The following is a 14,418-nucleotide window of genomic DNA, read 5'->3' as shown; positions in this document are numbered from 1 at the left end:
CGGCCTCCGCATTGCAGAAAGGTCTGGGGCTGTCGGCTCAGGCGGCAGCGCGGGCCACGGCTTCGGCGATCCGGTCGACCACGCCGGTGAGCACATCCTCGTTGTCCGCCTCGCCCATCACGCGGATGAGCGGCTCGGTGCCCGAGGCACGGATCAGCAGGCGCCCGCTGTTGCCGAGGGTCTTGCGGCCGTCCTCGATTGCCGCCTGTACGCTGGGATCGTCGAGCGGCGTCGCGCCGGAGTAACGGACGTTGCGCAGGATCTGCGGCACCGGATCGAAACGGCGGCAGACCTCGGACACGGGACGGCCGAGCTTTGACACGCAGGCCAGCACCTGCAGCGCCGCGACGAGGCCATCGCCGGTGGTGGCGAAATCCGACAGGACGATGTGGCCCGACTGCTCGCCGCCGACATTGTAGCCATGCTGGCGCATGTGCTCGACCACGTAGCGGTCGCCGACCTTGGTGCGCGCTAGCGTCAAGCCGAGCCCGCCGAGATAACGCTCCAGGCCGAGATTGGACATCACTGTGGCGACGATGCCGGAGGCCGCCAGACGGCCGTCCTCCAGCCAGGACTGGGCGACGACGGCCATCAGCTGGTCGCCGTCGACCACCTTGCCGTTCTCGTCGACGATGATGACCCGGTCCGCGTCGCCATCGAGTGCGATGCCGATATCCGCCCTCACCTCGTGCACCTTGCGGCACAATGCATCCGTGTCGGTGGAGCCGCATTTCAGGTTGATGTTGTAGCCGTCCGGATCGACGCCGATGGCGATCACCTCCGCGCCGAGCTCCCACAGGACCTCGGGGGCGACCTTGTAGGCGGCGCCATTGGCGCAGTCGACGACGATCCTCAGGCCCGCCAGGCTCATCTCGCGCGGCAGGGTGCGCTTGGCGAATTCCACATAGCGGTCGCGCATGCCGTCGATGCGCTTGGCCCGGCCGAGCTCGGACGGCGAGGCCAGTTGCCGCGACAGGTCCTGCTCGATCAGCCGCTCGATCTCGCTCTCCACCTCGTCCGAAAGCTTGTAGCCGTCGGGGCCGAAGAACTTGATGCCGTTGTCCTGATACGGATTGTGCGAGGCCGAGATCATCACGCCGAGATCGGCGCGCACGGAGCGCGTCAGCATGGCGACGGCGGGCGTCGGCATCGGCCCCAGCAGCAGCACGTCGAGACCGACGGCGGTGAAACCGGCAACCAGGGCATTCTCGATCATGTAGCCGGACAGGCGCGTGTCCTTGCCGATCACCACCCGGTGGCGGTGCACCCCGTTGCGGAAGGACAGGCCCGCAGCCATGCCCACCTTGAGAGCGATATCCGGCGTCATCGGCGCACGGTTGGCCGTGCCGCGAATGCCGTCGGTTCCGAAATACTTGCGCGTCATGTCGACCCTGTCTTCTGCCGCGGGAGGCCTGCCGAACCGGCACCCATGCAACTGCACTGCGGACAAAATCCGATACGGCAGCCGCGCCCGGCGCTTCCGCCGGTCCCGCTTCTCGCGCGCCGGAAGGCAGTCCTGCCTCGCCGACGGCTTCTCCATGTAGCACCAAGCTGCCACAAAGGAGTTCAAAATTTGTTTTCGTTCGTTACAGGCAGACCCCGGCGCCCGGCACGAAAACGGCCCGGCAGTCGCCTGCCGGGCCGTCTGTTTCACAAGCTGCGCATGCTGTCAGCCCTGCGGCTGGGGCTCCATGCCGCCGGTCGCGGCATCGCCCTCGCCGCGGCGCTTGGCGCCGGTCTTCGGCACTGCCGAGGCCCGCGCGGTCGGGTGGTCGTCATCCGTCTCGCGCACCGGCGGCTTGCCGTCGAGCAGGTCGCGAATCTCGTCGCCCGACAGCGTCTCGTATTCGAGCAAGCCGTTAGCGATGATGTGGAGCTGCTCCTCGTGCTCCGACAGGACACGCTTGGCGGTCTCGTAGCCGGTATTGACGAAGGACTTGATCTCCGCATCGACGATCCGCTGGGTGTCTTCCGACACGTGCTGGCTCTTGGCGACCGAGTGACCGAGGAAGACCTCCTCCTGGTTCTCGCCGTAGAGCAGCGGGCCGAGCTTGTCGGACATGCCGAACTGAGTCGCCATGGCCCGCGCCAGACGGGTCGCCATCTGGATGTCGCCCGAGGCGCCCGACGTCACCTTCTCGTAGCCGAAGATCATCTCCTCGGCGACGCGGCCGCCCATCGCCACGGCAAGGTCCGCCTTGCACTTGGCACGGGTGAGCGAGACCTGGTCCTTCTCCGGCAGGCGCATGACCATGCCGAGCGCACGCCCGCGCGGAATGATCGTCGCCTTGTGGATCGGATCGGACGCCGGCATGTGCAGCGCCACCAGCGCGTGACCGGCCTCATGATAGGCGGTGAGCTTCTTCTCTTCCTCGGTCATGACCAGCGTGCGGCGCTCCGCACCCATCATCACCTTGTCCTTGGCGTCCTCGAACTCGGCCATGGTGACGAGCCGCTTGCCGCGGCGGGCCGCCAGCAGAGCTGCCTCGTTGACCAGGTTCATCAGGTCGGCACCGGAAAAGCCCGGCGTGCCCCGCGCCAGCGTGCGGACGTTGACGTCCGGCGCCAGCGGCACCTTGCGCATATGCACCTTGAGGATCTTCTCGCGGCCCGTGACATCCGGGTTCGGCACGACGATCTGCCGGTCGAACCGGCCCGGGCGCAGCAGCGCCGGGTCGAGCACGTCCGGACGGTTGGTCGCGGCGATGATGATGACGCCCTCGTTCGGCTCGAAACCGTCCATCTCCACGAGCAGCTGGTTCAGCGTCTGCTCGCGCTCGTCGTTGCCGCCGCCAAGGCCGGCACCGCGATGGCGGCCGACCGCGTCGATCTCGTCGATGAATATGATGCAGGGCGCGTTCTTCTTGGCCTGCTCGAACATGTCGCGGACGCGGCTGGCGCCGACACCGACGAACATCTCGACGAAGTCGGAGCCCGAGATGGTGAAGAAGGGCACGTTCGCCTCGCCGGCGACGGCACGCGCGGTCAGCGTCTTGCCGGTGCCCGGAGGGCCGACCAGCAGCACGCCGCGCGGGATGCGGCCGCCCAGGCGCTGGAACTTCTGCGGATCGCGAAGGAACTCGACGATCTCCTGCAGGTCTTCCTTGGCCTCGTCGATGCCGGCAACGTCCTCGAAGGTGACGCGGCCATGCGCCTCGGTCAGCAGCTTGGCCTTGGACTTGCCGAAGCCCATCGCCTTGCCGCCCGAGCCCTGCATCTGGCGCATCACGAAGATCCAGATGCCGAGGATGATCAGCATCGGGAACCAGGAGATCAGCGCCCCGAGCAGCGAGAAGCTCTCCTGCGGCGGGCGGGCGATGATCCGCACGTCCTTGGAGCGCAGCATCTCGACATATTCGCCGGCCGATTCGGGCGCGTAGGACTGGAACGAGCCGCCGCTGTTGTACGAACCGATGATCTGCTGACCCTGGATGGTCACCTCGCGCACGTCGCCCTGCTCGGCCTGGTTCAGGAACTGCGAGAAGGGAATATCGTTCGACACGGTGCGCTGTCCCGGGCTCTGGAAGAGCTGGAACAGGGCGATCAGCAACAGGCCGATGATCACCCAAAGGGCGAAATTGCGAAAATTGGCGTTCATGAGCGGTTCCTTCACCGCGCCAAGGCGGCGGTCTGCGCTGGAAAGAAGTCCTTCAAAGCCAAGATAGGTCCGCGGGAACGGGCTGCCAAGGCGACGAAGGAGATTCACACGAAACAGGTCTCATTTTTCTTAAATTTCCCGCCGGCCGAAGGGATTTCTCCCAAGTTCCGGCCGCGACAGGCTTTCCCGCTGCGTGAGCGGGACGAGCCGCACCCCGGCAGGCGCCTCTCCGGCGAGGCCGGGACAATAGGCCGCATCGCCGGGACCCAGCAGAAGCGGTGCTCCGGCAAAGGCCTGCGACGGCCAGTCGCCGGCCGCCTTGCGGTCGATGCCGTGGTCCGAAAGCGTCCCCAGAGGCACGACGCGAAACGCTCCGCTCCTCTCCGCCTCCACCAGGAAGCGCCGGTCGAAAACAGCCCGGCCCGGTCCCGTGAATTCGACAGGCGCAAGCCCGTCGCGTCCCGGTTCGCGCCAGAAGGCGATCTCTTCGCCGCACCGGCGCGCCACCACGCCCGACAGCGTCGACTGCGCAATCTCACGCGCCGCAAGGCGGTCCACAAACCCCTCCAGCCGGACGAGACGCGGCGAATAGGCCTCCCCGCCAACGTCTGCAAGCACCCTTGCGAAGAGCCGCAGCAGCGCCTCGCGCGGGAGCAACGCCAGGGCCTCGACGGACAAGCGTACCGGGCCAGCCGGATGGAAAACCGCACAGGACGCCATCACCGCATCGACCTGACCATCGATGGCGGCAGCGGCGGAGGCAAGACGGGCCGCCGTGGCGGCAAGGGTCGCGGCATCGAGCCCCTCGCCGGCCAGCGCCGGCATCAGCTGCCGAAGCCGCGTGCGTGCGTAAGCGGGGTCCTCGTTCGAGGGATCTTCGGCATAGGCTTCGCCTGCTGCCGAGCAGGTGGCGACGAGGCTCGCCTTGGACACCGCCAGTAGGGGCCGCAGCACGGTCACGCAAGCCCCATTGCCGTCGTGCCACAGACCGCGCGCAGGCATGGCCGCAAGGCCGTAGACGCCGCTGCCGCGGGCAAGGCGCAGCAGAAAGGTCTCGGCCTGGTCGTCCAGGTGATGGGCAAGCACCAGCGCCTCGACGGCAAGATCGGCGCATGCCGTCACAAGCAATCCCCGGCGCAGATCGCGCGCAGCTGCCTGGCGATTGGCGGAGGGCTTGGGCGCGGTCGATGTCAGGATCCGACAGGAAAGGCCGAGCCGTTCGCAGAGCGCGGCAACGGTGCGCGCTTCCGCAGCGGCTTCCGGCCGCAGGCCGTGGTCGACAGTCAGGACGTGAATATCGGGAGGATCGGTCCTGCGCGCGCGCCAGGCGGCGACAAGCAACAGCAGGGCCGTGGAATCCGGACCGCCCGACACGGCCAACGCGAGGCGGCGAAAGGGGGTCAGTGCGGCAAGGAGGGCGTCGGCCTGCGTCTCGCAAACGGGCCGCGCGCGGTCAGACGCAGCCACCGCTCTGCTGCTGAGCCTGAGCTTCGGCGCGGATCGAGGTCGGCGCGCCCGGATATTTGGTCAAAAGCTCGCTGAAGGTGGCACAGGCGGCATCCTTCTGGCCGATGCCCTTGAGCGACAGGCCGAGCTTCAGCAGACTGTCGGTCACTTTGGAACTGTCGGGATAGTCGGTATAGCTCTTGAGGAATGCATCGGCCGCATCGCGGTACTGCTTGCGGGCATAGAGGCTCTCGCCCAGCCAGAACTGCGCATTCGCCGCCAGCGGATCGTTCGGATGCTGCTGCAGGAAGTCCTTGAAGCCGGCCTCGGCCCCGGCATAGTCGCCCGCCATGATCATCGAATAGGCACTGTCGTAGGACGCCCGCGGCGAACTGCCGGACGAGGGCGCGGAAGCCGTGTCGAACGTGTCCTGCTGCTCCCCCTCGGAGACTCCCGGGGGCAGGTCACCCTGCCCCCCGCCGGGTGATCCGAAGCCGGCGGAGCCGGACTGGCCGCGGGCGAGCGCAGACAGGTCCAGCGGACCGGCCCCGAGCGAGCCGGAGCCGTCCTGCGAATAGCCGCCCTCGGCGCCGAACTCGGCGTCGCCCGATCCGTCCGCCGGGAGCTGGCCGAGCGTGCCGGACGCCGGGCCGTAGCTCTCGCCGCCACCCTGGAGACCCGCAAGGTCGCCGGCCTGGCCAGAGGGTTGGGTAGAGGGTTGTCCGGGAGCAGCGTCCGACCGCTTACGCCCGCCCTGCTCCAGCTGCTGAAAGCGATACTCGTTGTCTTCCTGCATCCGCTGGAGTTGCTCCTGCAACTGCCGGATCTGGTAATTGAGCTGCTCGATCTGGCCGGTGAGGTTGCGCATCTGCTCCTCGACCTGGTTGATCCGCACTGCGGCGTCGCTGTCGCTGCGGGAGCCGAAAAGCTGCGCGGACGCCGCCTGCGGCAATGCCAGCAGCATCACCAGCGCAAACACGCCGGTCAGAGTTCTGAAAGCCATGGGTTTCAATCGATTCATGCCTGTCCTCCGCCCGCGCGGCAGCCGGGCGATTGCCCGGCCATCCGCCTGAACGCCATAGCACAGGGCGCTGCGACTTCGGCCAAATTTTGACGCCGCAGCGAGCATCCGCCTTGCCTGCCGGGCACAAACGCAAGGGCGGCCGCGACGGGTTCCCGTCCGGCCGCCCCGAAGGCAGGTTGTCTCAGGTCCGGCCGAAAGGCCGGTCAGCTTCCGGCGTTGTCGAGCACGGTCACCGCGCGACGGTTCTGCGTCCAGCAGCTCTCGTCGTTGCAAACTGCGACCGGACGCTCCTTGCCGTAGGAAACCGTCTTGATGCGGTTGCCCGGAATACCGCGGGCAACCAGATAGTTGCGCACCGCGTCGGCACGCCGCGCGCCGAGCGCGATGTTGTACTGGCGCGTGCCGCGCTCGTCCGCATGACCCTCGATGGTCACCGTGTAGCGGCTGTAGCTGTTCAGCCACTGGGCCTGCTTATCCAGCGTCGCGGTCGCCTGCGGCGACAGCGTCGTCTGGTCGTTGCCGAAGAACACGCGATCGCCCACGTTCACCACGAAGTCCTGGCCGGTGCCGGGCTGGACGTTGCCAGTCAGGCCATCCGGCTTGGTCTGTGCGCAGGCTGCCAGAAGCATCGCGCCTGCGACAACGGAGGCAATGCGCGCGCCACGGCTCCGCATCCCGAAATTCATCATTAAACTCACTCCTGATCCCCACCACCCCGACAGGGTAAACGCTTCTACAGCGAAACCGGTTAAGCGCGCGTTCATCAACATGGTTAACGAAATCCTGCGCGCGCCAAAAGCTGGGGGCTGACCCCGAGCCTAGCTGTGGGAGCCTATTCCAGCAAGGGAGACCAGGCCGGGTCCGAGCCGAAGGCCGGGGTCGGCACGCGCTGCTCGTTGTAGCCGGTCAGGTCCACGGTCCACAGCTGCGGCCCGCCATTGGCCCCCGGCGTGTCGCGGAAGAACACCAGCACGCGGCCGTTCGGCGACCAGGCCGGCCCCTCGTTGTGATAGCCCTCGGTCAGGATACGCTCGCCCGAACCGTCCGGTCGCATCACGCCGATCATGAAACGCCCCTGATTCATCTTCGTGAAGGCGATCAGATCGCCGCGCGGCGACCAGACCGGCGTCGAGTAGCGGCCCGGCCCGAAGCTGATGCGCTGCGGATTACCGCCATTGGCGTCCATCACATAGAGTTGCTGGGTGCCGCCGCGGTCCGACTCGAAGACGATCCGGCTGCCGTCCGGCGAATAGGACGGGCTGGTGTCGATGGCCGGGGTGTTGGTCAGCCGGGTGGTGCGGCGCGAGCGCAGGTCCATCTCGAAGATGTTGGCATTGCCACCCTGCTGCAGGCTCATCGCCACCCGCTGACCGTCCGGCGAGAAGCGCGGCGCGAAGGTCATGCCTGGGAAGTTGCCGACCATCTCGCGCTGACCCGTCTCGATGTTGAGCAGGTAGACGCGCGGCTCGGTACCGGCATAGGCCATGTAGGTCACTTCCTGCCGCGAGGGCGAGAAGCGCGGCGTCAGCACCAGGTCATTGCCGTTGGTCAGGTAGCGTACATTGGCACCGTCCTGGTCCATGATGGCCAGCCGCTTGACGCGCTTGTCCTTGGTGCCCGTCTCGTCGATGTAGACGATGCGCGTGTCGAAATAGCCCTTCTCGCCGGTCAGACGCTCATAGATCGCGTCGGCGATGATATGGGCCATGCGGCGCCAGTTGTCGGCCGTCGTGTAAAACTGCTGACCCAGCATCTGCTGGCCGGCAAAGACGTCCCACAGGCGAAACTCCGCGCGGATACGCCCGTCCGACTGGCGTTCGATCGCCCCGACCACCAGCGCCTGCGCGCCGATCGGACGCCAGGAGCCGAACTCCGGCGGCGTGTTCACGTTCACGCCCGTCTCGATGAAGCTGGCCGGGTCGAGCGGACGGAAGAGACCGGAACGGGCGAGATCCGCCTTGATCACGTCGGTGATCTCCGACGCCAGCTGCGCTTCGCCGCCCGCTCCCGAAAAAGCCGGAAGGGCGATGGGCAAGGGCTCGATGTTGCCCTGGGTAATGTCGATCTCGACGACCGCCGACGCGCGCTCGGCTGGAAGCAGTCCAAAGCTCAACACGACCGCTGCAAGCAGCAGGGCGGCCATTCGCGAGCAGGAGCTTGCAATGCTGGCAGGTGCCTGTCTGATCATCCTCTAGGCTCCGTCGATCCTTGTGTCGCGGCGAACCGCGAATGCGGTGGCGCCGGTGTCCGGGCCATCCGTTGCGTGAGAATTCGTCATTTTCGCGTCCCTTGCGGATCTTGCCAAATCCGCAAAGGCTGCAAGAGGTCCCGATCCATGCTCAACCGCCGAGCAGTTCGCGCGGATCGAAGTTGATGATCACTTCCCGCCAGGCGTCGTATTTCACCGAGGGAAGCGAGTAGGGAGCACAGCGCAAGACCGCCCGGCGGGCGCTCTCCGCCGCGATGCCGAAAGACGGGTTCGAGCTGGAATTCATGATTTCCGGCTGTTGGTCCACATCGCCGCTCGGCGTCAGGAACACCTTGAGCCGGACAGTCAGATCGCCTGCACCGGCCGCGCCCGCAGGCGGGTTCCAGCACCGCGAGATCTGCCCGCGCAGCGCATCCAGCTCAGACTGACTCATCGTCACTCCACTCTGGCCGAGGCGACTGCCGAGCGAGGCCGGCTGGGTCGAGTTCGAGCTCGATCCGCCCGCCGGCTCCACCTTGTTGAGGAGCGCGGCGATCTCGTTCGGATTGAAGTTCTCGCGCGGCGGCTGGCGCTGCGGCTGCGGCGGCGGGGTCGGTTTGGACCGCGGACGCACGGTCGGCGGCGGCGGCGTCTCCGCCACCTTCTTCTCGGGCTCGGGTGTCGGGGCAGGTGCCGGCTCGGGCTCCGCTCGCGGTGCCGGAGGCTCCGGCGCGGGCGGCTCGGGCTGCGGCGCGGGCGGCTCGGGTGTCGGCGGCTCGGGCGCCGGGGTCGGCTCGGGGGCTGGTGCCGGCGTCGGCTCGGGCGCTGCCTGGTTCGGCCGCTTTGCCTCGGTTTCCGCCGGCTTTTCTTCCGCCTTCGGCTCCTCGACGGGCTTTTCCGTCGGCCGAGTCGCCTCGACCTCGCGGACTTCCGCCGTCTTCTCGCCGATACGCAGGCGCGTCAGCTCGGAGACGGGAACGAGGTCGACGGGCAGGGTATCGACTGGCCCGATGTCGAACGGCTTCGCATCGGGGAATGAGACCACTCCCCAAAGCAGCACGGCCAGATGGCCCGCAGTCGATGCGATGAGCCCGACACGCATGTGCCTACTGCTGCTCCTCGAGCGTCACGAGGCCGAGCCGCTTGTAGCCGGCCGCGTTGATGCGCCCCATCACCCGCATGATCGTGCCGTAGTCGGCATTCTGGTCGCCGCGCACGAAGATGCGCTCGTCGTAGCCGTTCTGGGCGATCGCCTCCAGCTTCGGCACCACCTCTTCGGCGGCGATCTCCGAGTCCTGGATATAGATGCGCCCGTCGGCGGCGACCGAAATCGTGATCGGCTCCGTCGCCCCTTCCAGGGGCTTGGCCTGCGTTTCCGGCAGGTCGAGCGGCACGCCGACCGTGAGCAGCGGCGCAGCGACCATGAAGATGATCAACAGCACGAGCATCACATCCACGAAGGGCGTGACGTTGATCTCGCTCATCGGCTGTTGGCGCCTTCGGCGACGGCGACGTCCGGCCTCTTCGGGCGCCGCACCGGCGGACTGCATGCCCATGAAGTCAGCTCCTCTCGTCGATCTGACGCGACAGAATGGCCGAGAACTCGTCGGCAAAGCCTTCCATGCGGGCGGACAGCTTGCCCGCATCCGCCGACAGCTTGTTGTAGGCAATCACCGCCGGAATGGCCGCGAGCAGGCCGAGCGCGGTTGCCAGCAGCGCCTCGGCGATGCCCGGCGCGACGACGGCCAGATTGGTGTTCTTCGAAGCGGCAATCGCCTGGAAGCTGGTCATGATGCCCCAGACAGTGCCGAACAGGCCGATGAAGGGCGCCGCCGAGCCGACGGTCGCCAGCACCAGGAGCCTTGCCTCCAGGCGCTCGGCCTCGCGGGCGATGGTCACGTCCATCACCCGGTCGATGCGTTGGCGCAGGCTGGCGATGGCCGGGCGCGCGCCCTCGTGGCTGCGCTTCCACTCGCGCATCGCCGCAATGAACAGCGCTGCCATCGAATGGTTGGCCCGCCCCGACAGGGTGCGATACAGCTCCTCGAGCGACTGGCCGGACCAGAACACGGTCTCGAAGCGGTTCATCTGGCGCTTGGTGCGCGCGAACAGCAGCCACTTGTCGACAATGATCGCCCAGCACCAGATGGATGCGACGACGAGGCCGAGCATCACCAGCTTGACGACGAGATGCGCCTGAAGAAACAGCGCGAAGAAGGACATGTCGCCCTGCGGAGCCGCGAGGGTCGTTTGTGCAAGTTCCACGGGATTCATCTAATTCAGGACCTCTTGCCCGATACCATTGGCGCACATGCCGGATCGGTTGCCGGTTGCCCGTATCGATCGGGCCAGTCGGTTTGTCCGCTGATCGACCGCCTCAATGACGAGCGATTTTGGCGAAACTGGGACTGTTTCCGCCGATAACCTGCGGCATTAAGCCAGCGTTAAGGTTACTGTCGCGTTAAGACAGCGACATGTCGCCGGCAAGGCGCGCGGCAAGCGCAGCCGGCAGGCGGCGCGGCCGGCCTTCAGGAGAAATCACGGCGACCGTCACCTCGGCGGCGAAGAGCAGCGCCCCGTCCCGGCGGACTTCCTGGGCCAGGACGATGCGCGCGCCCCGCGCCTCTCCGAGGTGCGTTACGACCTCCAGCAGGTCGTCGATGCGAGCCGGCGCATGAAAATCGATCTCCATGTGCCGCACGGCGAACGCCAGCGGTTCGCCATGCGCGCCGCTCGCCAGCTCATTGTGGTGAATGCCGCAAAGGCGCAGGAAATCGGAGCGGCCGCGTTCGGCGAACTTCAGATAGGCGGCGTGATAGACGACGCCGGTGAAATCCGTGTCCTCGTAATAGACCCGTACCGGCAGGACATGCCGTCCGCCCTCCAGCCGGCCGGCAAGATCCGGCCAGCGCGGCGCCGCCTCATGTGTCGTCATCGGTGAACAGCCCGAGCTGCGGCACGTTGGAGCCTTGCGGCACCGCCAGGCCGAGATGCTGGAACGCCTGCGGCGTCAGGATGCGGCCGCGTGGCGTGCGCTGGATATAGCCTTGCTGGATCAGATAGGGCTCGACGATTTCCTCGATGGCGTCGCGCGGCTCCGAAAGGGCGGCGGCGATGGTCTCGATGCCGACGGGACCGCCGCCGAATTTCAGCGCGATCTGGTTCAGGTAGCGCCGGTCGAGCTGGTCGAGGCCGGCGCTGTCCACCTCGAGCTGGGTCAGTGCCCGGTCGGCGATCGCCGCATCCACCGTCTCCTGCCCGCCGACCACGGCAAAGTCGCGCACCCGCCGCAGCAAGCGGCCGGCGATGCGCGGCGTGCCGCGCGCGCGCCGGGCGATCTCCCGCGCTCCGTCGTCGCTCATGCCGATGCCGAGAATGCGGGCGCCGCGCCGCACGATCAGTTCCAGCTCCTCGGACGTGTAGAATTGCAGGCGGACCGGAATGCCGAACCGGTCGCGCAATGGCGTCGTCAGGAGCCCGAGCCGCGTCGTCGCCGCAACGAGGGTGAAGCGCGCAAGATCGATCTTCACCGAGCGCGCCGCCGGACCCTCGCCGATGATCAGGTCGAGCTGGAAGTCCTCCATCGCCGGATAGAGCACTTCCTCCACAGCCGGGCTGAGACGATGGATCTCGTCGATGAACAGCACGTCGCGCTCTTCCAGGTTGGTCAGCAGCGCGGCGAGATCGCCGGCCTTGGCGATGACCGGTCCGGAGGTCGCACGGAAGTTGACGCCGAGCTCGCGCGCCATGATCTGGGCGAGCGTCGTCTTGCCGAGCCCCGGAGGTCCGACGAACAGCACGTGATCGAGCGATTCGCCCCGCGCCTTGGCCGCGCCGATGAAGATCTTGAGATTGGCGCGCGCCTGCGCCTGGCCGACGAAATCGTCGAGCACCTGCGGGCGCATCGTCGTGTCGATCTCGTCGCCGCGCAGTTCGGGCGAGACGAGACGGCCGGCGTCCTCGCTCATCTGGCAAGCTCCTTGAGGCCCAGGCGGATCAGCGTGGCGGCCTCTGCCCCCTCGCCTGCGCTCTTGACGGCAGCGGCCACCGCGGCACTGGCCTGCGCCGGCTGGTAGCCGAGATTGACGAGGGCAGACACCGCATCGCCTACCGCCGTCGGTACGGCGGCGGAGGCCTGCTGCGCGGCGGCGATGGTGCCCGCGTCGACGCTGGCGAAGGCCGGCGCCTTGCTCTTCAGTTCGGTGACGATGCGCTCGGCCACCCGCTTGCCGATACCCGGCGCCCGGGCGATCTGGGCCGTGTCGCCCAGCGCAACCGCATTGGCGAGTTCCGACGCCTTCATCACGCCGAGGGCCGCGAGCGCGACCTTGGCGCCCACCCCCTGCACGGTCATCAGCAGCTGGAACCAGGCCTTCTCCGAGGCGCTGGAAAAGCCGTAGAGGCGGATCAGGTCCTCGCGAACCAGGGTTTCGATATGCAGCACCGCCGCCTCGCCGCGCCCGGGCAGCCCCTGCAGCACCCGCGCCGGTGCGAAGACCAGATAGCCGACGCCGTGCACATCGAGGATCAGGTGATCGTCGCCGATCTCGTCGACCACACCCTTGAGCTTGCCGATCATGCCCGTCTCCCGGCTCCCTGTCTCCCGGCTCCCGTCGAAAGCGTCATCGCGCCAGCTTCTCGGCGATGCGTGCGGCGGCCGGCGTCACCCGGTGCTGGGCATGGCAAATAGCGATGGCCAGCGCATCGGCCGCGTCGTCCGAGTTGAACGTCGCCTTCGGCATCAGAACCTTCACCATCATGCGGATCTGGTCCTTCTCCGCGTGACCGGTACCCACCACCGTCTTCTTGACGAGGTTCGGCGCATATTCCGAAACGCCAAGACCGTTCAGCGCCGGCACCAACAGCGCGATGCCGCGCGCCTGGCCGAGCTTCAGCGTCGCGCCCGCATCCTTGTTGACGAAGGTCAGTTCCACCGCCGCCTCGTCCGGCGTCTGCTGGCCGATGACCTCCTGCAGTCCGTCATGCAACTGGCGCAGCCGGTCGGACAGCGGCAGGCGGTTGTCCGAAAGGACCGTGCCGCTGGCCGCGAAGGTCATGCGGTTTCCCTCCACGACGATCACGCCCCAGCCGGTGCGGCGGAGACCGGGATCGATGCCGAGTATGCGAATCGGGAATGCCATGGAACAAATCGGTAACGCCATTCGCCGCGCCTGACCAGCACGGACATGACGCCGGCTCCGCGAACCAGCAGAAAACCGGGCACCGGACACGAAAAAGCCCGGCAGGAGGCCTGCCGGGCATATTCAGAACGCCAAGCGGAAAAGCGGCACTCAGGCAGCCGTCAGGCGGGCCAGCGTCTCCTCGTCGACGTCGAAATTCGAGTAGACGTTCTGCACGTCGTCGTCGTCCTCCAGCAGGCCGATCAGCTTCAGCATGGTCTGGGCCTTGTCGGCATCGACCGGGGTCAGCGTCTGGGGCTTCCACACGGCCTTGACGGTCTCGGCCTCGCCGAGGGTCTCTTCCAGCGCCTTGGACACATCGCCGAGATCCTCGAAGGCGCAGGTGATCACATGGCTGCTCTCGTCGGACTGCACGTCCTCGGCGCCGGCCTCGATGGCGGCCTCGAGCATGGTATCGGCAGTGCCGGCCGCGGCCGGATAGACGATCTCGCCGATACGGTCGAACATGAAGGCGACCGAACCGGTCTCGCCCATCGAGCCCCCGCACTTGGAGAAGTAGGAGCGCACGTTGGACGCCGAGCGGTTGCGGTTGTCCGTCAGCACCTCGACGATCACCGCAACGCCTGCCGGACCGTAGCCCTCGTAGCGGATCTCCTCGTAATTGTCGCCCTCACCGGCCTGCGACTTGTTGATGGCCCGCTGGATGTTGTCCTTGGGCATCGACTGGGCCTTGGCATTCTGCACGGCCAGGCGCAGGCGCGGATTCGAATTGATGTCCGGCCCGCCCATCTTCGCCGCGACCGTGATCTCCTTCGACAGCTTGGAGAAGATCTTCGAGCGGACGGCATCCTGACGGCCTTTCCGATGCATGATGTTCTTGAATTGGGAATGTCCGGCCATGTCGCTTCCTGGTCTTGTCGGGAACGCCGGCGGTCTCGGCCGCGATCGCGCGCGGCCCGGACACGGTCTCCAGGCGCGTTCCTCCCGGATTGATGTCGGGCGGGCGGAGCGGATCGGTCGC

The 14,418-nt window shown here is 67.1% G+C and carries 14 protein-coding genes; all 14 read right to left on the bottom strand.

What is annotated here, in order from left to right; all coding sequences use genetic code 11:
* Nucleotides 1–37: 37 nt before the first annotated feature.
* Complete coding sequence (gene glmM, locus MNI96_RS04275; protein WP_158193787.1) at nucleotides 38–1,384, bottom strand: phosphoglucosamine mutase; 1,347 nt, start codon at nucleotides 1,382–1,384, stop codon at nucleotides 38–40.
* A 285-nt stretch (nucleotides 1,385–1,669) separates the two neighbouring features.
* Nucleotides 1,670–3,598, bottom strand: a complete 1,929-nt coding sequence (gene ftsH / locus MNI96_RS04270; protein WP_249690671.1) for an ATP-dependent zinc metalloprotease FtsH — start codon at nucleotides 3,596–3,598, stop codon at nucleotides 1,670–1,672.
* A gap of 129 nt (nucleotides 3,599–3,727) precedes the next feature.
* Complete coding sequence (tilS, locus tag MNI96_RS04265; RefSeq protein WP_249690669.1) at nucleotides 3,728–5,065, bottom strand: tRNA lysidine(34) synthetase TilS; 1,338 nt, start codon at nucleotides 5,063–5,065, stop codon at nucleotides 3,728–3,730.
* A complete protein-coding gene (ybgF, locus tag MNI96_RS04260) occupies nucleotides 5,052–6,047 on the bottom strand; it encodes a tol-pal system protein YbgF (protein WP_249690667.1) in 996 nt (331 codons plus the stop codon). The genes tilS and ybgF overlap by 14 nt, the downstream gene beginning before the upstream one ends.
* Nucleotides 6,048–6,271: 224 nt before the next feature.
* On the bottom strand, nucleotides 6,272–6,757 hold the full coding sequence (pal, locus tag MNI96_RS04255) for a peptidoglycan-associated lipoprotein Pal (protein WP_067218757.1): 486 nt from the start codon (nucleotides 6,755–6,757) through the stop codon (nucleotides 6,272–6,274).
* Nucleotides 6,758–6,900: 143 nt separating this feature from the next.
* Entirely contained in the window at nucleotides 6,901–8,256 is a 1,356-nt protein-coding gene (tolB, locus tag MNI96_RS04250; RefSeq protein WP_502960299.1) for a Tol-Pal system beta propeller repeat protein TolB, read from the bottom strand.
* 151 nt (nucleotides 8,257–8,407) lie between these two features.
* Nucleotides 8,408–9,358 (bottom strand): cell envelope integrity protein TolA, encoded by a 951-nt coding sequence (gene tolA / locus MNI96_RS04245; protein WP_249690665.1) that lies wholly within the window; start codon nucleotides 9,356–9,358, stop codon nucleotides 8,408–8,410.
* Between the two features lie 4 nt (nucleotides 9,359–9,362).
* Nucleotides 9,363–9,812 (bottom strand): protein TolR, encoded by a 450-nt coding sequence (gene tolR, locus MNI96_RS04240; RefSeq protein ID WP_249690662.1) that lies wholly within the window; start codon nucleotides 9,810–9,812, stop codon nucleotides 9,363–9,365.
* 4 nt (nucleotides 9,813–9,816) lie between these two features.
* The gene (gene tolQ, locus MNI96_RS04235; protein WP_249690661.1) at nucleotides 9,817–10,530 is read right to left on the bottom strand and encodes a protein TolQ; all 714 of its coding nucleotides are present in this window, start codon (nucleotides 10,528–10,530) and stop codon (nucleotides 9,817–9,819) included.
* A gap of 187 nt (nucleotides 10,531–10,717) precedes the next feature.
* Nucleotides 10,718–11,191, bottom strand: a complete 474-nt coding sequence (ybgC, locus tag MNI96_RS04230; RefSeq protein WP_249690658.1) for a tol-pal system-associated acyl-CoA thioesterase — start codon at nucleotides 11,189–11,191, stop codon at nucleotides 10,718–10,720.
* On the bottom strand, nucleotides 11,178–12,224 hold the full coding sequence (ruvB, locus tag MNI96_RS04225) for a Holliday junction branch migration DNA helicase RuvB (protein WP_249690656.1): 1,047 nt from the start codon (nucleotides 12,222–12,224) through the stop codon (nucleotides 11,178–11,180). Before ruvB ends, ybgC begins: the two co-directional genes overlap by 14 nt.
* Entirely contained in the window at nucleotides 12,221–12,835 is a 615-nt protein-coding gene (gene ruvA, locus MNI96_RS04220) for a Holliday junction branch migration protein RuvA (RefSeq protein ID WP_249690654.1), read from the bottom strand. Before ruvA ends, ruvB begins: the two co-directional genes overlap by 4 nt.
* A gap of 43 nt (nucleotides 12,836–12,878) precedes the next feature.
* Nucleotides 12,879–13,397, bottom strand: coding sequence for a crossover junction endodeoxyribonuclease RuvC (gene ruvC / locus MNI96_RS04215; protein WP_249690652.1), 519 nt, complete (start codon nucleotides 13,395–13,397; stop codon nucleotides 12,879–12,881).
* A 150-nt stretch (nucleotides 13,398–13,547) separates the two neighbouring features.
* Nucleotides 13,548–14,297: a YebC/PmpR family DNA-binding transcriptional regulator gene (locus MNI96_RS04210; protein ID WP_249690650.1), complete on the bottom strand. Its 750-nt coding sequence runs from the start codon at nucleotides 14,295–14,297 to the stop codon at nucleotides 13,548–13,550.
* Between the last annotated feature and the right edge of the window lie 121 nt (nucleotides 14,298–14,418).

This window comes from Stappia sp. WLB 29, assembly GCF_023507705.1.
GTDB lineage: Bacteria > Pseudomonadota > Alphaproteobacteria > Rhizobiales > Stappiaceae > Stappia.
Note: the sequence above shows the minus strand (reverse complement) of the source record. Positions and strands in the feature narration are given on the sequence as shown.

Coding starts and splice junctions, on each gene's coding strand:
- glmM (WP_158193787.1), bottom strand. CDS start 1,384: ATGACGCGCAAGTATTTCGGAACCGACGGCATTCGCGGCACGGCCAAC.
- ftsH (WP_249690671.1), bottom strand. CDS start 3,598: ATGAACGCCAATTTTCGCAATTTCGCCCTTTGGGTGATCATCGGCCTG.
- ybgF (WP_249690667.1), bottom strand. CDS start 6,047: ATGGCTTTCAGAACTCTGACCGGCGTGTTTGCGCTGGTGATGCTGCTG.
- pal (WP_067218757.1), bottom strand. CDS start 6,757: ATGATGAATTTCGGGATGCGGAGCCGTGGCGCGCGCATTGCCTCCGTT.
- tolB (WP_502960299.1), bottom strand. CDS start 8,256: ATGATCAGACAGGCACCTGCCAGCATTGCAAGCTCCTGCTCGCGAATG.
- tolA (WP_249690665.1), bottom strand. CDS start 9,358: ATGCGTGTCGGGCTCATCGCATCGACTGCGGGCCATCTGGCCGTGCTG.
- tolR (WP_249690662.1), bottom strand. CDS start 9,812: ATGGGCATGCAGTCCGCCGGTGCGGCGCCCGAAGAGGCCGGACGTCGC.
- tolQ (WP_249690661.1), bottom strand. CDS start 10,530: ATGAATCCCGTGGAACTTGCACAAACGACCCTCGCGGCTCCGCAGGGC.
- ybgC (WP_249690658.1), bottom strand. CDS start 11,191: ATGACGACACATGAGGCGGCGCCGCGCTGGCCGGATCTTGCCGGCCGG.
- ruvB (WP_249690656.1), bottom strand. CDS start 12,224: ATGAGCGAGGACGCCGGCCGTCTCGTCTCGCCCGAACTGCGCGGCGAC.
- ruvA (WP_249690654.1), bottom strand. CDS start 12,835: ATGATCGGCAAGCTCAAGGGTGTGGTCGACGAGATCGGCGACGATCAC.
- ruvC (WP_249690652.1), bottom strand. CDS start 13,397: ATGGCATTCCCGATTCGCATACTCGGCATCGATCCCGGTCTCCGCCGC.
- MNI96_RS04210 (WP_249690650.1), bottom strand. CDS start 14,297: ATGGCCGGACATTCCCAATTCAAGAACATCATGCATCGGAAAGGCCGT.